21 protein-coding genes are annotated in these 18,590 nt (G+C 37.5%); 17 read left to right on the top strand and 4 right to left on the bottom strand.

Annotated elements, in window-relative coordinates:
• Positions 1 to 58: 58 nt before the first annotated feature.
• Positions 59 to 1,243, top strand: a complete 1,185-nt coding sequence (locus KMW28_RS27345; protein ID WP_169665509.1) for a tyrosine-type recombinase/integrase — start codon at positions 59 to 61, stop codon at positions 1,241 to 1,243.
• Between the two features lie 530 nt (positions 1,244 to 1,773).
• On the top strand, positions 1,774 to 1,941 hold the full coding sequence (locus KMW28_RS27340; RefSeq protein WP_215585924.1) for a hypothetical protein: 168 nt from the start codon (positions 1,774 to 1,776) through the stop codon (positions 1,939 to 1,941).
• A gap of 587 nt (positions 1,942 to 2,528) precedes the next feature.
• On the opposite strand, the gene KMW28_RS27335 is transcribed toward KMW28_RS27340, so the two are convergent.
• The 3 genes from KMW28_RS27335 to KMW28_RS27325 are packed head-to-tail and all read right to left on the bottom strand — an operon-like array spanning position 2,529 to position 4,867.
• Positions 2,529 to 3,140: a hypothetical protein gene (locus KMW28_RS27335; protein ID WP_169665507.1), complete on the bottom strand. Its 612-nt coding sequence runs from the start codon at positions 3,138 to 3,140 to the stop codon at positions 2,529 to 2,531.
• Complete coding sequence (locus KMW28_RS27330) at positions 3,137 to 4,249, bottom strand: hypothetical protein (RefSeq protein ID WP_169665506.1); 1,113 nt, start codon at positions 4,247 to 4,249, stop codon at positions 3,137 to 3,139. The genes KMW28_RS27335 and KMW28_RS27330 overlap by 4 nt, the downstream gene beginning before the upstream one ends.
• 9 nt (positions 4,250 to 4,258) lie before the next feature.
• Positions 4,259 to 4,867: a hypothetical protein gene (locus tag KMW28_RS27325; protein WP_169665505.1), complete on the bottom strand. Its 609-nt coding sequence runs from the start codon at positions 4,865 to 4,867 to the stop codon at positions 4,259 to 4,261.
• 382 nt (positions 4,868 to 5,249) lie between these two features.
• Here KMW28_RS27325 and KMW28_RS27320 point away from each other — a divergent pair, with 382 nt between their 5' ends.
• The 5 genes from KMW28_RS27320 (at position 5,250) to KMW28_RS27300 (ending at position 11,094) form a co-directional block, all read left to right on the top strand.
• Positions 5,250 to 7,007, top strand: coding sequence for a DEAD/DEAH box helicase family protein (locus tag KMW28_RS27320; RefSeq protein ID WP_169665504.1), 1,758 nt, complete (start codon positions 5,250 to 5,252; stop codon positions 7,005 to 7,007).
• Between the two features lie 1,378 nt (positions 7,008 to 8,385).
• Complete coding sequence (locus tag KMW28_RS27315) at positions 8,386 to 8,808, top strand: hypothetical protein (RefSeq protein ID WP_169665503.1); 423 nt, start codon at positions 8,386 to 8,388, stop codon at positions 8,806 to 8,808.
• A gap of 402 nt (positions 8,809 to 9,210) precedes the next feature.
• The gene (locus KMW28_RS27310; RefSeq protein ID WP_169665502.1) at positions 9,211 to 10,278 is read left to right on the top strand and encodes a hypothetical protein; all 1,068 of its coding nucleotides are present in this window, start codon (positions 9,211 to 9,213) and stop codon (positions 10,276 to 10,278) included.
• A 22-nt stretch (positions 10,279 to 10,300) separates the two neighbouring features.
• Complete coding sequence (locus KMW28_RS27305) at positions 10,301 to 10,669, top strand: hypothetical protein (protein ID WP_169665501.1); 369 nt, start codon at positions 10,301 to 10,303, stop codon at positions 10,667 to 10,669.
• 74 nt (positions 10,670 to 10,743) lie between these two features.
• Positions 10,744 to 11,094, top strand: a complete 351-nt coding sequence (locus KMW28_RS27300) for a hypothetical protein (RefSeq protein ID WP_169665500.1) — start codon at positions 10,744 to 10,746, stop codon at positions 11,092 to 11,094.
• Between the two features lie 933 nt (positions 11,095 to 12,027).
• On the opposite strand, the gene KMW28_RS27295 is transcribed toward KMW28_RS27300, so the two are convergent.
• Positions 12,028 to 13,230 carry an NUMOD4 domain-containing protein gene (locus tag KMW28_RS27295; RefSeq protein WP_169665499.1) on the bottom strand — a complete coding sequence of 401 codons (1,203 nt, stop codon included), beginning with the start codon at positions 13,228 to 13,230 and terminating at the stop codon, positions 12,028 to 12,030.
• Between the two features lie 736 nt (positions 13,231 to 13,966).
• On the opposite strand from KMW28_RS27295, the gene KMW28_RS27290 reads away from it, so the two are divergent.
• The 10 genes from KMW28_RS27290 to KMW28_RS27245 all read left to right on the top strand — a co-directional run bounded on the left by KMW28_RS27290 (position 13,967) and on the right by KMW28_RS27245 (position 18,476).
• The gene (locus KMW28_RS27290; RefSeq protein ID WP_169665498.1) at positions 13,967 to 14,470 is read left to right on the top strand and encodes a hypothetical protein; all 504 of its coding nucleotides are present in this window, start codon (positions 13,967 to 13,969) and stop codon (positions 14,468 to 14,470) included.
• A gap of 106 nt (positions 14,471 to 14,576) precedes the next feature.
• The gene (locus KMW28_RS27285; RefSeq protein WP_169665497.1) at positions 14,577 to 15,050 is read left to right on the top strand and encodes a hypothetical protein; all 474 of its coding nucleotides are present in this window, start codon (positions 14,577 to 14,579) and stop codon (positions 15,048 to 15,050) included.
• A 404-nt stretch (positions 15,051 to 15,454) separates the two neighbouring features.
• Positions 15,455 to 15,703 (top strand): hypothetical protein, encoded by a 249-nt coding sequence (locus KMW28_RS27280; RefSeq protein WP_169665496.1) that lies wholly within the window; start codon positions 15,455 to 15,457, stop codon positions 15,701 to 15,703.
• A 135-nt stretch (positions 15,704 to 15,838) separates the two neighbouring features.
• Complete coding sequence (locus KMW28_RS27275; protein WP_169665495.1) at positions 15,839 to 16,147, top strand: hypothetical protein; 309 nt, start codon at positions 15,839 to 15,841, stop codon at positions 16,145 to 16,147.
• 20 nt (positions 16,148 to 16,167) lie between these two features.
• Positions 16,168 to 16,359, top strand: coding sequence for a hypothetical protein (locus KMW28_RS27270; RefSeq protein ID WP_169665494.1), 192 nt, complete (start codon positions 16,168 to 16,170; stop codon positions 16,357 to 16,359).
• A 62-nt stretch (positions 16,360 to 16,421) separates the two neighbouring features.
• Entirely contained in the window at positions 16,422 to 17,024 is a 603-nt protein-coding gene (locus tag KMW28_RS27265) for a hypothetical protein (RefSeq protein ID WP_169665493.1), read from the top strand.
• A gap of 91 nt (positions 17,025 to 17,115) precedes the next feature.
• Entirely contained in the window at positions 17,116 to 17,271 is a 156-nt protein-coding gene (locus KMW28_RS27260) for a hypothetical protein (protein ID WP_169665492.1), read from the top strand.
• Positions 17,272 to 17,398: 127 nt separating this feature from the next.
• Entirely contained in the window at positions 17,399 to 17,614 is a 216-nt protein-coding gene (locus KMW28_RS27255; protein ID WP_169665491.1) for a hypothetical protein, read from the top strand.
• Positions 17,615 to 17,684: 70 nt separating this feature from the next.
• Complete coding sequence (locus KMW28_RS27250) at positions 17,685 to 17,861, top strand: hypothetical protein (protein ID WP_169665490.1); 177 nt, start codon at positions 17,685 to 17,687, stop codon at positions 17,859 to 17,861.
• Positions 17,862 to 17,966: 105 nt separating this feature from the next.
• On the top strand, positions 17,967 to 18,476 hold the full coding sequence (locus tag KMW28_RS27245) for a hypothetical protein (RefSeq protein ID WP_169665489.1): 510 nt from the start codon (positions 17,967 to 17,969) through the stop codon (positions 18,474 to 18,476).
• Positions 18,477 to 18,590 lie beyond the last annotated feature (114 nt).

Raw genomic sequence — 18,590 nt, 5'->3', positions numbered from 1 at the left:
TTAGCATAGGAATTTTTTAGATTTGTCACGATCACTGTCACGATTTTAATTACCTAACATGCAATCAAAATTATATTACAAAGACATAGACAAAGAAAAATCTTCAATCTTTTTAGAGTTTTACGTAAATAAAAAACGCCTGAGATTTACCACCGGTATAACGGTTGCCATAAATGAATGGAACCCTAAAACCGAGAAGGTGAAAGCACCTAACATCAATCGAATCGAACTCAATTTGAAGTTGAAGAAGATGCGATCTAGGTATGAAGAACTTGCTGAAGAACTGTGCGAGAAATACACAACCGTAACCACTAAGATGTTGAAGTCTGCATATTCAAATCTCGATGCTGACAACATTTTTGAAGCTTACTCAAAGTTCATGACTTACAAGTATGATCGAGTTGCAGTACGTACCGTTAATGACTTCAAGAATCTCCTTGCTCATATGAAAGGTCACTTTAATACTTCTTCGAAAGTTGACGATGTAGACGTTGCGATGTCAACAGAGTTTCAATCCTATATGATGAAACAAGGGTTGTCCAACTCAACTGTAAACGAATACATGAAGATCTTTACATCGTTCTTGAACTACTGTGTATCTGCTAAAATCAAAACACGAAATCTTGAATATAAAGTTGAAGAAAGATTGAAACACGTTGATCGTTACAAAGTGGTCCTAACTGATGAAGAACTCGCTAAATTAAAAGACTATACATTCAAACGGAAAGGGTTGGAGAGAGTTCGTAAAGTGTTTCTGTTAGGCTGTTTGACAGGTTTGCGTATGTCGGATATCAGATCTCTAAACAGTTCTAATTTGTTGGAGCAGAATGGTGAGTGGTTCATCGTAAAGTATCAAATCAAAACCTTGAACCAAGTTAAGATCCCATTGAACGAAACCTCGTTATCTATTGCTCGTGAAGTGATTGATGGATCTCTACGCATATGCCAACCACAGAAGTTGAACCTATGTATCAAACTGATTTTCGAAATGCTCGGTTTTGATGAATTGGTTGAGATGGTTGATTCAAGAGGTGGGAAACACTCAGTTACAACACAACGAAGATGCGATCTTGTTACAATGCATTCAAGCCGACATACATTCATTACACGATTGATTCGAGCAGGAGTACCACTTCATGTGATTATAAAATACAGTGGACACAACAATATTAAATCACTTGAATCATATGCCGTAATACACGACACCGACGACTTCGACCATAACGTGAAGAACTTGATTTGAATAATTGAATATTAAGCAATTCAGATATATTTAATAAGTACCTGATAATCAGCGTTGGGCTTATTTACCCCATCGGTTTTTACATTGTTTTGAAGGATTTTTATAATGCTTAAATAGTTTGATGTTGATCAAAATACTATAATTTGAAGAAGAAATAGGACTACGGAAAATTTCGCAGTCCTATCTGCGGGCTTAAAATTAAGCCCGTTGAGTATCAGTATTTTAAAATCTCACTCTAATTTAACTTAGTTACTAAGAGTTGATACTCAGACACTTGACATCAAACATGACTTTTGTTCTATTTGGGCTGCGTTGAGTATGTTAATATTGCACCAATAGTTTTATTCGGGCCAGTCGTAATTGCCCGAATTGGTTTTATTAAAAATGCACCCGTCAATGATGGGTGTTTTTTCTTACCCTAAAAATCAACTTGAACATATGACAACTCGTTCATATCTTTACGTAAAATCAAATTTAAAAACACATAACCTCAACGATTTATGACGACGATTAAATCACAACGTATAACGATGAATCAAGAATTGAAACGTTTATTCAATCGACAAGTCTACGATAAAGTTGTAGCTGCTGCACAGAAGCATCATGACGATTTCATTAAACAGATTGCAAAAGAAACTGAGTTGACTGAATCAACTGTATCATTATTCTTTTCGACAACTGTAGATAAAATCAAGTAAAATGCAGAGAAAGAAAGTCAGATCATTTATCGAATTAGAAGCGCAGAAACATTTGAAGATTAACACGTCGCAACTTGAGTGTGTTCGCGTCATATCAAGATTTCTTGTTCTTGCAAACCTTGCTGAATATGTCGTTCAAGTCAACCGGATCGTTCGAGATGTCTACAAACAAAAAGACCTTGAACGTGATTAACACGACAAGGTCTTGGTGGAAAGGACTCAAAAGAACCAGATCAGCAATGCCAATTAACTAATGCGATTCATAAAACAAGAAACAAAAATCATACAACCATTACAATCGTGTTGATATTTGTTTACATTTGATGAAAATAATTGTTTCACAGCTAAAGCATATTCTATGTAAGCAAACCGACTTGACTGTTTTAGAAATATTCCGAGGAAGCACCTTAGCACGGTATAGTGTTGGAGTGCTTCTTTTTTATTAGCTTTACCGCATGTTAAATCTTGGTCTAAGATGACACTCCTACAGTGAGAACTGTAACTTTCATGAACGAGCAAGGACGATGGGTAGCATACGCTTGTTGTCCTTGAAATGTTAAGCCGGCTAGTTGTGCCGGCTTTTCTTTTTAGTTGAATAGATTATGTAAAGTTTCAAGTACTTTAGAAACCTGTGCTGAACTATCCCAAAAGGTCTTGCCAGTCACAGGCGTAGTTTTCTTTTCCCACTTTGGAAGTTCGATTAAATTGTCTTCAGGTCGTTTCCCCTCAAACGAAGCGTTGCAGTAGATCTTACCCGTTTGTTGCCAAACATTTAGTTGAAGCTGAACAGCCATTTCATGCTGCTTGATATGGTGAGCGTACTTACAGACAGTCGCAACGATGTTATCTGTAGCTTCTTGCTCGATAGAGAACGTATGTTCGTCGTCAAAACTGAAATAGAGTATAACACGTTGTTTAGGAAATCGCTCTGACGTCAAGAACGTTCCGTAGTCGACTAACCTTGCGACAAACTCTTTTGTTGAGATTTCTGACATCACAACTGGATTATGCAACATCTCGTGAAAAGGAATCTTTACCGAGCTACTTGAACTCAAGTAGAATTTGAACTTATCGTCCTTGACTTCACAGTTTACTGTAACATCGACGTTAGCGATACGACTTGTCATATCATGGATTTCGTTGTGTCCATATTGTTCTCCATTAATAGGAGCTTGCTCTTGTACATTCTGTATTTTCATGATTCAAAAATTATGTTTCCACTTTCAAATTTCGCACTTGTCGTAACAGTTGCTAGTTTCTTTTTATTGTTGATGATGTGCTGTGACAAGGCATTGAAGTAAGCCGGGTTATACTGCGTACAATCTTCAGGAATGAAATCTAATTGACCACGCGTAAAAGCGTTCAACAATGTTGCGAATAGTTGTTCTCCAAAAAGCAACTGTCGAATGAAACCGTTATAAGTTATCGACTGTCGCTGAGCAAGACCAGGTAAGTTTGAAATCATCGAAACGCCATTGCCGACCATGGTACGTTGAATTTTATAACTTGGGTCTTTCGTCAATTGATAGATGTTACCTCTGCTATCAACTGCACTTACCGATATGTCGTCCTCAACGAACTCAGCTTTAAACGTCGTCGTTGTAATACCCGTTGTTACTTCTCCCGCATTGTCGTTACTCAAGGTAATGTCGAGGTCGAACCACGCTCCTTGCGTAGTCTTCGCTAGAACCTTGTCGATCTGCAACATCAGTTCAGAAAACTCGGATGTTGGTTGTTGGTACTCTGATGGTGTATCAATTTCAGATGCTAACGCCGACCAATCATTTGATGTCGTAGGCGTTGGAGAAGTTGGGGGAGCAGCTGCAACGTCAGGTTGATTCACCGAATCGAATGTGGTGTCATGCTGCTTCATTGAAGCTTCATACTCAGCCAATGTCGCTTGAGTTTCAGCAGGTGTCGGTGGAACTGGTCGATCATCTTTGTCGGCGGTAGTTGGTGATGGAGCTTCAACCGAAAATTGCTCAAGGCCTTGCTCTAAATCAACAACTAAATCAAGACAAGTACGGTCGAATGTTACCTTAACGAATTTATCGTCATTGACCAATTCTGCCTTAACGATACATCGCATATCGCTAAACTTTTGTATTAACACGTTGATAGGATCTTTCAACTTTGTGATCTTAACAAGCTTCTGAACATTCCACATTGATTCGCCAGTTCGGATATCGGCTGACTGACTGATAATGATCAACGCTTTGTAAGTCACTTCGACTGATTGTCGATTGATAACAAATGTGTTAAGGTATTTTGATTTTAGCTGTGCTCGTAATTTTACTTCTTGTTTCATCTTGATGCTTTACTTTAATTTTTTGGTTTTGAAATCAACTTCGTGTATTGTGTTGTCTAAGATGTCTTCGTAATAGCTCTTGTATGCATACTCATCTAAAGTCAAACTACGCACAGAGTCACCGTCATTGTAAGATAATGTACCTACTAACCATTTACGTGTAGTGTCGCAATAAGACCCCGTAGTTTTAATATTAAGTTTAGGATGTTTATAGAAGAAGAACATCAATTTTGTTGTAAGTTCAATATGTATGCGGTGAATACATTGTACAACAGATAGGTGTTTTATATTTCCAGTTCTATCTACAGTTTTTAACTCACGTTCTGAGAAGTCTGTCAGTAATTCATCAACCATATCCGTAACCATATTATCCGGGTGTTTGTCTTTTAACTGATTTATAGAAAACGATTTTACTCGAATAATATTTAAACGATTTTCTATAAGATCCCAATTGATTTCGTCAATTTTACGGTCAAATACACAATGTGTATATTCAACTGCACGATCGAGCTTCTTAATCATTACCGTTTCTGTAAATTCGCTGATCTTCAATAAATCGTGCTCTAACATGAATACTTTAGCTATAGATTTTAATTTTTCAATCTCGTCTTTTGTCATGTCACATTAAAAATAAAAAAGTAACAACCTTAATATGCTTCTGACTTCATACCTTGATTGCTACTTCTTAGAGTTCTTTTTATGTTCCGTAGTGTCAGAAGTGGAACTTGCGTGATGACTAGGTCAGTTCCCCCTGAGATTGACCCTTTATGGTTTCGTCAGAGTTAGTCGCCTACGTTCAAAACGTATGTTAAATGTGATTTTCCAAAGTTGAAACGGTTTGGATATTGTTGAGGGTTGAGGTGGCCAGAAAGACCGAACAAGGAAAAAGCAAAACTCTTTGCCTGAACAACAAAATCTCTAACATGGGTATAACAAATAACATTCCTTGTTCGATCTTGGTGGTCTTGAAACTTTTTAATAAACCTTAAAAGATCGCTTAATGAAGATTCTATCTATCAAAGAACAAGTTGAAAAAGAGCAAAAGACTTTAAACGAAATCGGTTCTAAGATAACTACAGAAACCGTCAATGCTATCGCCAAACTTGAGCCAAAGGTTCGATTCGAATCAGGTTCGACATTGGTAGTTAACGACTACGTAATGTCTGCGTATAAAGAAATTTGCAAGTATTTTAGAAGCAGTTTGTACCAAAATCGAATACTACTCAACGCAGGTACAGGCTTAGGGAAGACACATTTTGCTTGTCAGTTTGCAATTGATGCAATCAAACATTTACCAAATAGTCGTGTATTTATTGCCGGCGCTCAAAACAATATTCTGTTTAGATTCAGAGAAGAGTTGTTAAAAACTACAGGTCATGAATTATCAGTATTCAATTCAAAACACGGCGAGTTTATGCGATTGAAACATACGTTAATAAGCGGTGATTCTAAACTGACACATGGAGTTTACACACTAACATTACAGCAACTTGCGTCTTTAAGAAACACGTTTACTAGTTCTGACATTATCATCCTAGATGAAATTCATCAACTTCGATCTGTAGCAAAAAGCAACAAAACAACTGCTGATGAACTTGACGCTATGTTGAATGTATTTCAAAAGAATCGAGTAAGCACACTGTTTATGACAGCAGAGGAAACCTACGGACTTGAACAACTCTTAGGTGCATATAAGATTCATGTAAGGCGAGATGAAGAACATTACGATCGTCAAGTCGCAAGTCGTGACATAGAGGCGAGAAATGTGACAGGTTCGCTCGCTACTGTTATTTACCTCGCGATATGTAACTACAAGGATCTGAAAGGTTCAGTCACAAAAGGGTTGATCTTAATTAACGATATTGATAAGATGCATGAAGCAGTTGAACTACTAACTGAATATGGCTTCAGAGTTAGAAGTTTCTGCGCTGACGATAAAGAAGATGCAGATTACAAGCACATACTTCGAAAAGGTAAAATCCCACAAAAATATGACGTTGTTGTTTGTACTACAGTTTTCATGACTTGCGTTGATATTAGTAACGCTGATACAGCAATTAGTTTGAACTTACGTAGTGCTGAGAAGCAGATCCAATTTTTAGGTAGATTAGCAAGAGGTCAACACCGTGCAATTAAACTATTCAACGTAAACTGCAAGCGTGACCGAGGCGCCGATAAACAGCAGATTGATTGTTTCGAGAAAATACGAACTGGACATAGCGATTACGTCAACGAATTAACAAACGAGCTGAATTGTCTACAAATGCATGCAGACGAGTATTATCATCTTCACGAATATGTGACACATCGAAAGCTTGAAACTAATTATAAGGAGTATTACAAAGACATTAATTACATGACATTAGATTTTGACGAGGAGGATAAGAAGGTGATAGATGAAATTCGTAACGTTCGTGAGAAACTTTCAAGAAGGCGACGTGACGTTGAAAAAAAGAAAAACTCGTCGAAACTTTCAAAAGCTGCTGTACATGAATTTCAACGTCAGAATCCATACGCCAACGTTGGTGAGATTGCGAAGTATTTTAAAGTTAACGAGAGGACTTGTAGGAATACATACTACAACAAAGACTTGCACATAAAACCATCTGATGCGTTGAAAGATATTCTCAACGTCAATCCGAATCTCAATTACAAAGATACACTCGTCGAGTTAAAAGCGTTACACCCAACGTTACATGCAAGTGAAGGTACGTTCAAGTCAATCAAACGACAATTAAAATCGCCTAACTGCACCTAAAACACAGGAAAAAAACAGGGCAATTTTGACCGAACGCCTTGAAATTTTTGAACCGACCTGCGTTTTTGATACCGAGAGGGCATATGAATTTTCAAAAAAACAGGGCAATTTTGACCGAAAACACGTCGATCTGCTAAAATAGTAATAGGGGCCGACGAAGTGAGGTGTTCTAATCGAAGAATTTCAAGCAATGAATTTTGATCAAAAAAATTATAACAGAGGTGGAACAAGAGCGCCAGCGATTTTGATACGAGGTAAATAGTTGAACGTCGAAGGTTGACGTTGACTTGATGATTCGAACGTGTTGATTGACGATTGACGTGACGATTGACGTGACGGGGCAAAACCCACCGCCACCATCAACATCCTCCTTGTTTGTTTTGTTGTTGTGTTAGATATCTATGTCGTAGAATCTAGGTTTTGCTGCAGCGTTCTCGCCTTAGTTGCTTATAAATATCGCTTCCAATCATCAATCAGTCGTCGTTCAAAAATATCTCCAACGTTGTTGTAGAATCTCAAACCAACAACATGTCGTTTAATTGAGCTAACTCGTCAACGTCCAACAATCAGTTGAACGCTTGGTTATTCCTATAACAGTCGCAGATGCGTTATCTGAACGATTACCTTGCTTGGAAATTGTACATCTATCCGTACTCGCTCCTTCGTCGCTGCGTGCGTTTCCGCAGCTTATGATATTGTCGAATCTTAGAATCATCAAATCGCTAGTTAAACCGTCAAATCCAATAATAAGCTGTCGATCAAATAGCGTCTAATTAATCGCCAACGTCAGTTGAATCGCACTTAACAATAATAACTTGTTAGAGAAATAACAAGATAACCTACATAACTTGTCAACCAAATCGCTGAAACTTTACATCAAACTACACCTTCATTACATTCAAATTATCATAAACCGTTCGAGCGAACCGCTAAGTTGACAGTTAAGTTGATGAAGAGTAGATCGCAACGTTAGTCTATAACGAGAAAGTATTGTTAAGCCGTCAGTAGGAAACATGAAAGATTGTTAAAGCCGTCGAATATTTGACAACAAAAAAGACGAACCCGTTTGGATTCGCCTCGTGTTATCAAGTTGTTGTCAAGTCAAAAACACTGAAGTTCGTTAGTAGTGTTCAGATGTCCTTCGCCTGTCGGCTCGGGTTGGTTGGCCATTTCTTTGTTTCTTCTCAATTGGTTGGAAAGGAAAGGTCGAACGAACCGTTAGATCGTTTTGGTCTTCCGTACCGGATTGTCTAACGATTACGCTCAAAGCTACCCTATAAAAATGAGACTTTCAAGCTAACAAATTTGAAGATAATCGAATGAAACCTAACGGTAAAATGAATAGATATACCGCATGATTTTTGCCCCAGGAATAAGCATGAAAATTACAAATACACACTTCGAATTTACAGAGTTGGAGCAGAAACTTCTGCTCGAAGCTATTGGCAATACCAACCTTGACAATACGATGATGGACTTACATTTGGACCAACAAAGGGGTCGAGTTAGTGATCAAGAGAACGAGAATGAAACAACGCTCATATTGTTGACCGACAAGTTCATCGAGGCGTTCCAAAACGATCCAAGATTAGTGTTGCCACATCGACATTTGATAGTTCTTCAACAGTTGAATTGGTCGTTCAGACGTGAGTTATCAAACGATGAAATAGGTGCATTAGAGTTGTTGCAGTGGTCGTTGCAGATTCAAATGCGACTGCCTAATATCAAGGTTGAGAGTCCACTTGGAGATGTTCTGGATTGTGGGCATTTGTTTGGCGATCCAAACGGAGATATTGAATAAAAAAGAACCGTTAGAAAACCTGTGAAGAAAACTAACGGCTACAAAGTGAACTATTTGAAAAATAGAGGTTGATACAACCACAAAATCATTTTCTAACCATGAATGATTTATTTATTTTTACCGTACGAAGATAACTAACCGTCGAAATTGTACGCTTTGTCGAATCGTTATCGTATGTTAAGCAATCGAAATTAAATTAAAATTTCACCACCTTTGCATACTTATACCGTATAACCATTTCGACTTTTTCTCGTTATTGTTTGTGAATATTTTCATCGCTAATGTTGTGCTGTAATCAGCTAAAATAATAGCAGCATAGTAAAGATTTTTAGGGTAATGTTGGGCAATGTTGATTACAAAAATGTGTTGCTCCCAACGTTACCCTTTTTTATTTTATAAGAAATGAAAATACTCAAGCAAACAATGCCTTGGGAGTCTAACACCACAGGCATAATCCAACATCTAACAAACTTGTCAAAACTAGGCGTTGAAGGTATTCAAGGTAACATCTTGTTGAATGATATTCTTGAAATGCGTAAAGAGGATTATTCAACCAACATTAAACGAATGGTTTTAAACAACCCGTTCCTATGTGAGAATGTAGATTATTTTTGTGACCGAATACACTCGGACGCAAAACTTGATGATAAAAGAGCGTGGAAAATAAAACATGGACTTTCACCGAAAGATAATTCAACTACAGAAGTCGTATTTATTACTATCAACACAGCAAAACAAGTCTGTCTTGCATCAAGAACGGCAAAAGGACACCAAGCACGTCAAGAGCTGATCGACTACGAAGAATCTCAACGTCAATTTGAGCAATCATTCAACAGATTTAATTTCAAAACTCCGCAAGTAACACCAAACGATGTGTACCAACAGAATGTTGAAATGATGCAAAAATTAGATCGTCAGGATGCGATCATGCAACAAATGATGTCGGTATCACAGCAAACATCGCAAACAGCATTACAGGTAGCGACCGCAGTTGCTCAACAAACTAACATGATGTTTCAGATGATGCAACAACAGGCACGTACAAATTTAATGCATAGTGTCAACGCTCGATTAAACGTAAAGCTTGATGAAGAAAAGCAGAAAAACTTGACCGAATACACAAAGCTTTCAAATTATATTGTAGACACTAGCAAGAAGAAATCATTCACTAAATCTGAACTTGCTCAAAGTTTTTCAATCACATTAAACGAATTAGAGAAGCTTTTGAGATTTTTCGGAGTATTGAGCAGTAAGCATAAAGAAGTCTGGCACATCAATAAAAAGTTTCTTGTAAAGTATGACATGTTTGTATATCGACAACACGATTCCGGGAACGATACACAACGTCTAACGCAACGTTTTTACAACGAAATACATAACTTTATTACGAGAAACAATTTGATCAATCGTTATAACTCTGAAATGGCGAAACAAGGCGGTGCTCAAATTATTGAAAAGCAATTATTCTAATTAAAAACCAAAAGTAAAATACATGTTATATCTAACAAACGACGAATTAAGAGTTCTTATCCACATTGCAAAATCACATCAAAATCAAGTAACAGTAGGTGAGGTCCCCGCTGAGATATTCGAAGGTTACTTTGACACAACAAACCCCGTTGAAGATGCTAAAAATGCATTCAACAAAGAAGTTGAGGTTGTTGGTACTGTCATAGACCGTCTAAAAGATGCAAGGATTAACAACCTCGTACAAACAAACGAGCGACTTACCCACGAGACTTTAGAGCAACAAGCTGAACTTTTAAATCTTGAAAAGCAGTTCAACATCAAAACAAGTGCATCGAATGATTTTGGTGGTTTCGGAGAAGGTGAAGAACCTAAATCAAACTTCGGTTGGTAGTAACACACCAACGTCGGTGATGCTAGGTTACATCGACGTTGGTTATTATATTGGCCCAAACATCAAACAAACACATGGCAAAGAATCTAATTCCTTCAGCAGCTAAGCGACAATGCCTGATTTATCTGACGTTAGGATTTTCAATTACTGAAGTTTTTGAGGAGATTCAGAAAGAGTTTCCTGGCATCAAAATATCACGTCAGACCGTCTGGCAATATGCAAAACGCTTGAAGACAGAAACAGTTGACGATATCATGCGTAGTGGTAAACATGCAAAATCGAAAACAGTCGGCGAAATTCACCGTAAACGAGAGTTGAACGTCACAGAGCAGCAACGATTTCGAGTAATTAATAAACCGCCGGAGAGAGGTAGATTACTCAAAGAGAACGGTTCCGGAACACGTATTGAATATAAAATCCCCTAGAATGAAAGTAGCACTATTGATCGTAGTATTCGTCTGCACAAGTTGCAAAATGCATCAATTTCATACCGACGCTTACAGAACAGCGGATCACGGCAAACGCAAAACAACAAAGCATTTGCCCAAGGAAATTCGCCTGAAGAAACCGAAGCCGAAATATTATTGGTAATAACAAAGCCGTTGAAGTTCTCAATTCCAACGGCTTACCTGTTTGATATTCTAAATGTTCAATATGAAGTCGAACGACAAAGTCAGACGGTTTCACTTATACCTATTTGCTACTTAATTCACGCTACTTAATTCGCTATTCTCACTATGCTATAGTATTCTTTACCCAATTCATGACTTCATGACGTATATGAAAACGCCAACGGTCTGTTCAACGTTGGCGATAATTTCAACAATTAGAAGAAAAATTGAAAATATGATTGACAACCTTTACTAACTCCAAAACTAAAACTGACGTTGTGAGTGATTCAGGCTCACAACAATAACAAATGAATGAATTTTGTTTGTTTATTCATCTCGCTTCGAAGATAATATATAGCATCGTTCGCTGCAATGTGTAAACGTTGTTATTACAAACAAAAACCTCAACAATTTCTTGCTGAGGCCACTAATAATATGAAAGCTTGCACCGACGACTGGTCGATGATCAAGGATGTTGCAAGATAGGAAAAACTCGTCGGCTAGAAACCTAAACGACGAGTTCGACTGCTATTGCTCTTTAATCTTTTTTTCTCACACCTAAGTTACCGAATAATGTTATAATGCACAATGAAACTGTGCATGAAACATGGTTGAGCGTGTTCACGGTTTAAGGAACTCAAAAACAACCCCGTCAATTCTGAGAAAATCGACCTACCCCCCGGTCGAATCTAACAGCTTACCAAAAGGAGCAAATTGACTTTTTTCGGCTGATTATTTGAGGGAAAATCAATAAATATTACGATGCCCTGTTTGTTTCTCGTACATATCAAGGTAGAGCTCGTGAGCTTCGTGCGCTGTGTTGACTGTTTCTGATTTGTGTTTAACACCATTGACCCTAATTACCGCCCGATACAACCCAGAACGTAACTGCTCTACACCTAGATATCCCGTTTTATTATTTCCAATTTTCGCTCGTGTGGCGTTATGCCTTGGCTTGATTACACGTAAGTTAGATACATGGTTATTCAACGTGTCATCTGCATTAATATGATCAACAACTAAACCTTTCTGTATATAATTAAAGTCAATGAACATACGTGCGACAAGTTTGTGAACACCTACACTACGTATAATACCATTATCCAATCGCAGGCTTGTTCTAAAGTAATACCTTTCACTTTTTACTGTTGTATCTTTAAGTCTACCGCCTAGCTTTAAAACGCCTGTATGCACATTAAACACTCTACCGTGATTACTAACACCGTACGCTGATGCGCCATATACCTGCTTCCAAATTTCACCCTTCTCATGCGGTATATTCATTAACTTTCGAAGTTCGTTAAACGTCAACGACTGCTTACGAACAATCATGTTGTCGACATCGTAGTTATGGTGGTTGCCATCTTTGAAATAGACAGAATGTGTTGACTGCTCATAGGTAGGATCAACGAAATGTATAATGACTCCACGTCGGAGATAAATATCGCCATTAACAGTGCCTACACATAATGCTCCATCATTGACGTGCGATTTCATCAGTCTTGATCTACTTACACTAAACACACGACCCTTATTGGATATGCCATACTTTTCTTTGCCATCAACTTGTTTCCACTTTTCACCATCCAACAATTCGATGTATTCACTAACGTCAATATCATTAAACGTTAGGTGCTTACGAGTTGGTACAACCTTGCGTTCAGGTTTATACATATCGAGATTGGATAACGCGCAATTTGATGCGTCACCGTCAAGATATTTGTATTTGTAACCACTTGGTAGTTTCGTCAAACGTGTGAACGCTTTAAGCATCAGTAAAGGAACTGCATAACGTTCACGTTTACCGTTAACGCGAAGTCGAACGTGTAATGCAGCTCCTTTCATTGCAGGTGAGAGAAAGGTGTCGGCAAGTTCTGACCAAACTTGTCCTTGCTTGTTGATAAAGTAACCAGGGAAGTCGTCTGAAATTTGATATAATTTTGTGTCCATTAGGTTTTAATTTTGATTGCGGTTGAACACAAACATAGTACTTAAAATAACGATCTCCCAGTCTTCTATATAATTATATAAAGCCCCCCCCACCTTCAACCCCCAAGTAATGTGTTTATTTTCAGGTGGGTAAAGTTCGAAAAAATTCTGTGAGGTTGTAATCATGGGAGTATCTTACCGAAACTCCCCGTATCTTCGAACTCTCGTCATCCCCCCCCTATACCTAAAGTTCTGAAACCATTCGTGTTCGGAAAAACTTTTTCGCCATGTACGTAGGGGGATCTTTTAGAAAATCAGTTTCGATTGGAGGGAGAGTTGAGAAGATTAGTATCAACATTAAAAGAAAAGCCTAACGAACTGTTCCAGCAGATCATTAGGCTTGACTTGCTCCAATTCACAAGACACTACCAATATGTTAGAGTCAATTAAAGATTCGTATCCATTAGCTACCATGCTATCCGATAATGAACTCGTCACCATTGTGTGGCAGTGTTCAGGTGGTATGGGTGATGCTATACGCTGTCGAATCCATGACAAGTACATGAACATCTAGTCCATTTGCTTATTGAAGAAATCCAAGTCGTCTGACCTCTGTTGGAGGTAAGTGACACTTGGTTGAGAGTCAGCCGCTACGTCGTTTACCAATAACGAACACCATACTGCGGTTGGCTCAACACAAAGTTAGAAAAATCAGTTAACAGTGGAAATCATTAATCACAATTAAAATTATAAGATCATGAAAAACGTAACAAGACAACAAAAGAAACAATTAAAAAGAGATGTAGTTAGAGTGTTCGCAAACGTATGTAAAGGTAACACTAAGTTGTATAAAACTACACAAGAGCAGTTAGAATACATCATCATAACAATGCTGGACAGCACTTTTGATTTGTTAGAACAATTCTCAAAACTAGATTCAAAAGAAGAAGTCTCAATAGACTCAGTCAATCTATCATTAGTTGCAAAATTAATGCACCATGTTAATGACATTAAGAAAGTATCTAAGGTAACTAAGACAGATGTTGAAATAATCGAATCTGTAATGGAAGACAATGACAATCTTCTACTACAATTCAAGTTCAAAGTATTAGAACTTAAACTTGAAGAGTTAGAAGTAAACGTCGAAGACGATGACGAGTCTTTAGACGAACTCATTGAAAAAGAAAATACAGTTGCTTTGGTGCATGTATTCAACCTATTGATAGACGAATTTTCCAAATTCAACGAGTTATTAGACTAATTAATAACCCCCTAGCATCGTGCGTAATTACGGTTCGTAACCGTATAGGGGTGTCAAAATTCAATCAAATTCTAAAATATTCAACCACCCGTATGGGGATCAAAACATGACAACAATAGAGTTTAACAAAATAGTAAAAGATGAAAACACATTATCTCAATTGAGAGATGTTTACCACAAAGTAAACGACTTTGATAAGTTAGTTAAAGACTTGTCTTTGGATTTAACACAAGAACAATGTGATGAATTAAAAGTCAAATTAGCAACTGAGCCTGCTGTTGATAGTATGGTCAAAGTCACATTCAACTTATTAAAACAAGGCACTATACTAGGTGTATCAATATTAAAACAAAACAGAAAAAAGATCATGAAAAATTTCATAAACAAAGTCGTAAACGCAGTAAAAGAAGTATTCACTGCAAAAGTAGAGGTTAAAGAACAAGAAGTTAATGTATCAGTAGTATCAGCTGTAGCTACAGCCGCAGTTGTGTTTGGTACATCAATAACACTTGGTTACACGTTAGTTGTATTCAGTTTATTCTACTTCTCTTTAACTATGGTTAAAGTTGCCAAAGCGTAACCACCCAACGCTAATCGTGTCGAAGTCGTACCGACACAGTCTTCAAAAATCAGTTAAATCTGAGATCAAAGTATAGAAACTTTAGGATCGTTAGACTAGCAATTGTGTTGCGAACAATTGTCACACTAAGTCACACGCAGGATGCCCCAAGCTAAAACGGAGGGGGTGGACCAGTGACTAGTTGTCTAATGAGAGTCTTTATGTATTAGGGCCAATTCAATACACACGTACCATACGTTTGAGTTAAATCTCATGACTGGTGGATGAAATCATGTAGTGAACACAAGCTAGGTAGCGCCTAGATGTAATTAGCAGTGACCATTCGTATTGAACCCTTAGTGCATAGAGCGTACAAAGTGAGTTAATCAAATCAAAATTATAAACACCCCATAGGGGGCAATCATATGAAAAAGTTATTAAAATCAATCAAAACAGTCGTTAAAGCTGTTAAAGATTTCTTCGAAACAGCATCAACAACAGAGATTGTTTGTGCTGTAGCAGTAACAACTACGTTGGTATTAACACCATTCGTTGGATCAGTACCATTCATCGTTGCGTTAGCCGGTGAATTATGCGTATCTGTGCCGGTCTTGTTATCAGTACTGTTTGCAACAGAGCTAGCATCATTAATCACGTTAGTGGCAAACGCATAATTGCCAACAAATAAAACATCAAGTACAATTAAAAATCAGATTAGATAGGCGACTCTCGCAAGGGGGTGGCCTTTCTGCATTTAAACTCATTTCAATCATTCAATCAACAATCAATTACCCACGAGGGCCAACATCATGACAACATTATCATTAAATCAATTAGGTGAAGTATCATCACACGCAGTCGAAAGATACATGGAAAGAAGAGACGATTCATTAGACTTCGATGCAACAAGAAGAAAATTAAGCAATGCATTAAATACACCACAAGTAGCAAACTTGATAGACTTACGTCATAGAGTTGCTGGTGTGGATTCATACGGTGCAGTAGCTATAAACATAAACGACATGGCATTCATATTCTCAGTTGAAGGAGTATTAAAAACAGTATTCCCAATGTCAGCTTCTCAAAAAGCTAGATACAACAACAACATGCCTGTATAGTTTATTACAACAGTTAATATATGAATAAATTAATCACATTCAACGAGTTCAAGACAGAAGTTAAGTACGTCATAGGACTCACACACATCATCTATTCGATTAGAGGTGTGGAACATCGTCTAAAGATAGACGAGTTTACTCCAAGTGACGAACATGAAATCATCTACGAACTGTTCAGCGATTACGATAAGCGTATCGCCTTTAAAGAATGAGAGGGGGTATACCCCTTCTCGTCATTCAATCAAACATTAATCACAATTAAAATTAAATCATCATGACAACAAGAAATTCAAACCAGGTAATCGCAAATATCAGAGATATTGAAAACGCAATTGTAAATAAAATCATGGAATCTCGTAAAGAGGGTGAATCAAATGAAGCATTTAATTTCATGCAACCAAATTATATGAAATACTTCACCGAGCAACCAAACATATTAAGATTAATGCAAGCATATGCAAACAATGCAATGCAGCCGTTAACCGTATGTATGTTTGGCCTTGATGGCTTTCAAAATGAAGACAGCTCTATTGCTGATGCTTCATACAACCAAGTATTCAACTACATCGCAATCGCCAAACGAGACATCTCGGATGACAAACTTGATTCATTATTCGCACATGAGATGTCACATGCTATCATGCGAGCTCAATTCAACGAAAACATGATTAAGATGATCAATAGAGATATGAAGAATCCATATGAGAAACGTGTGGATGAAGCAATTGCTCATATTGTTGGTGACAATATCACTAAAGTAGATAACATCGTTGAGTATCTACAAGGCGATTTCGATGTGCCAAGTAATGTTGAATTAACAAGAGATGAAATCAAATCGTCAGGTTTGTATCGCCTATTTATGTCAAACTTCAATTAAACAACAAACCCTCACTTACATCAACAGTAGGTGAGGGTTGTACGAGTAAGTCACCCAATAGTAAAGTACTTACTCAACTAACATTCGAACGATGGTGGACAACACTTATTCAATCGCTCGTGAGTTACGTCAAATCGAAGTTTTCGCAAGAATGCTTTCAGCTAATCAAATCATCGCTTGTTACGCAACAACAAGAGATGATGAGGTTATTGATGTAATTCATAAAACATGTATTCAATACATGTGATAGAATATTAGCTTGACAAACCTACCACAGCTTCGAATTGTTTTCAACGATTGAGGCATTGCAACAACAGTGCCTCTTTTCGTTGTAGAAATCAATCTAAACTGCAACAATTAAAAATTAATCAATCATGGAAAATCAATTAGATATCATCGACGACGTATTAAACGTAGCGTTAAACCATTCCAACAACACAATCGTTGTTGGCGAACATGAGTTCGAATTTATGAACGCTGAACAGCTTGACATTGCAATGTGGTTCTACCTTGACAATATCATGGATTACCCTGAAACAGAAGCATCAGCCGTCGAACTTTTACGTGAAGCTGCTGCCAATCAAGCTTAAAATAAAATCTTTGGGAGATACAGGAAGATCAATACTTAATTAATTATCAAATCTTTAAATACGTTTCCTCATGAAACATTTAAGTAACGACCTGCTTGTGTCGGTAATTAAAGCAAGTATCAATCTTCCACGTTCTCGTGATGGTGTACCACTCATTTCGAACGAATCATTAATCGACCTAGCCCGTCGTTTTGATTTCGATTTCATCAGAGTAGAAGACTATTTACGTGTGACGTATCAGTATTAGCCAATGCGATGGGTCTCTACAACCTATCGCAGCCCAAAGGTAAAAAATCAATCTAAACTGTAGTAATAAATTATTAAAATCTAATCGCCCAGATGGGTATCAATCATGAAAAACTTATTAAATACAATCAAAGTAAATTTCAAGTCAACTAAAGAAGCTACTATAAATTTCTTTAAAAGAGACGATGTTAAAACAGTAGCAGTTGTTGCAGCTAAAGCCGTTGCATTTTCAATCGTAGCTGGTGCAGCCGTTTATGCATTTGGTCATTTTGTAGTTCCTGCAGTTGCAGGTGTATTTGCAGGGGCTCAAGCTTGGTTTAACACATCACATGAAACGCCAGCAATGGATAACGATATGACTCCTGTAAATAATTCACATGATGTTGATTTAGCTACTGATTTAGCTACAAATAACATCATAAAAGATGCTCATAACATCTATGGTTATACTGAGAGTCAATTAGCTGACTTTGCATCACATGTATTACATGCTGAAAGTGTATTGGATAATTCAAACTTTGACAACATGTACGTTGAAACTAACGCTGATGTGTACCAAGCACAGTGGGAGTTATCGTTGGCTAGTTGGAGAGGTTACGAAATCCAATCTGTTTAGTTGTATATACTAAGTCGCATCAAGTATTACCGATGCAGTCAACGGCACGAGGGTGTGTGACCTCGTTATTTCCAAACAAGAAACCTTCCGATGATAACATCTAACGATAAGACT

This window comes from Flammeovirga yaeyamensis (assembly GCF_018736045.1).
GTDB lineage: Bacteria > Bacteroidota > Bacteroidia > Cytophagales > Flammeovirgaceae > Flammeovirga > Flammeovirga yaeyamensis.
The sequence above is the reverse complement of the archived record's forward strand: the minus strand, read 5'-3'. Positions and strand labels throughout refer to the sequence as shown.

Bases quoted from the DNA above. Each gene is read 5' to 3' on its own strand.
- KMW28_RS27275 (WP_169665495.1), top strand. From the start codon at position 15,839: ATGACAACATTATCATTAAATCAATTAGGTGAAGTATCATCACACGCA.
- KMW28_RS27290 (WP_169665498.1), top strand. From the start codon at position 13,967: ATGAAAAACGTAACAAGACAACAAAAGAAACAATTAAAAAGAGATGTA.
- KMW28_RS27250 (WP_169665490.1), top strand. From the start codon at position 17,685: ATGAAACATTTAAGTAACGACCTGCTTGTGTCGGTAATTAAAGCAAGT.
- KMW28_RS27265 (WP_169665493.1), top strand. From the start codon at position 16,422: ATGACAACAAGAAATTCAAACCAGGTAATCGCAAATATCAGAGATATT.
- KMW28_RS27315 (WP_169665503.1), top strand. From the start codon at position 8,386: ATGAAAATTACAAATACACACTTCGAATTTACAGAGTTGGAGCAGAAA.
- KMW28_RS27270 (WP_169665494.1), top strand. From the start codon at position 16,168: ATGAATAAATTAATCACATTCAACGAGTTCAAGACAGAAGTTAAGTAC.
- KMW28_RS27330 (WP_169665506.1), bottom strand. From the start codon at position 4,249: ATGAAACAAGAAGTAAAATTACGAGCACAGCTAAAATCAAAATACCTT.
- KMW28_RS27300 (WP_169665500.1), top strand. From the start codon at position 10,744: ATGGCAAAGAATCTAATTCCTTCAGCAGCTAAGCGACAATGCCTGATT.
- KMW28_RS27255 (WP_169665491.1), top strand. From the start codon at position 17,399: ATGGAAAATCAATTAGATATCATCGACGACGTATTAAACGTAGCGTTA.
- KMW28_RS27285 (WP_169665497.1), top strand. From the start codon at position 14,577: ATGACAACAATAGAGTTTAACAAAATAGTAAAAGATGAAAACACATTA.
- KMW28_RS27295 (WP_169665499.1), bottom strand. From the start codon at position 13,230: ATGGACACAAAATTATATCAAATTTCAGACGACTTCCCTGGTTACTTT.
- KMW28_RS27320 (WP_169665504.1), top strand. From the start codon at position 5,250: ATGAAGATTCTATCTATCAAAGAACAAGTTGAAAAAGAGCAAAAGACT.
- KMW28_RS27245 (WP_169665489.1), top strand. From the start codon at position 17,967: ATGAAAAACTTATTAAATACAATCAAAGTAAATTTCAAGTCAACTAAA.
- KMW28_RS27260 (WP_169665492.1), top strand. From the start codon at position 17,116: ATGGTGGACAACACTTATTCAATCGCTCGTGAGTTACGTCAAATCGAA.
- KMW28_RS27345 (WP_169665509.1), top strand. From the start codon at position 59: ATGCAATCAAAATTATATTACAAAGACATAGACAAAGAAAAATCTTCA.
- KMW28_RS27280 (WP_169665496.1), top strand. From the start codon at position 15,455: ATGAAAAAGTTATTAAAATCAATCAAAACAGTCGTTAAAGCTGTTAAA.
- KMW28_RS27305 (WP_169665501.1), top strand. From the start codon at position 10,301: ATGTTATATCTAACAAACGACGAATTAAGAGTTCTTATCCACATTGCA.
- KMW28_RS27325 (WP_169665505.1), bottom strand. From the start codon at position 4,867: ATGACAAAAGACGAGATTGAAAAATTAAAATCTATAGCTAAAGTATTC.
- KMW28_RS27335 (WP_169665507.1), bottom strand. From the start codon at position 3,140: ATGAAAATACAGAATGTACAAGAGCAAGCTCCTATTAATGGAGAACAA.
- KMW28_RS27310 (WP_169665502.1), top strand. From the start codon at position 9,211: ATGAAAATACTCAAGCAAACAATGCCTTGGGAGTCTAACACCACAGGC.
- KMW28_RS27340 (WP_215585924.1), top strand. From the start codon at position 1,774: ATGAATCAAGAATTGAAACGTTTATTCAATCGACAAGTCTACGATAAA.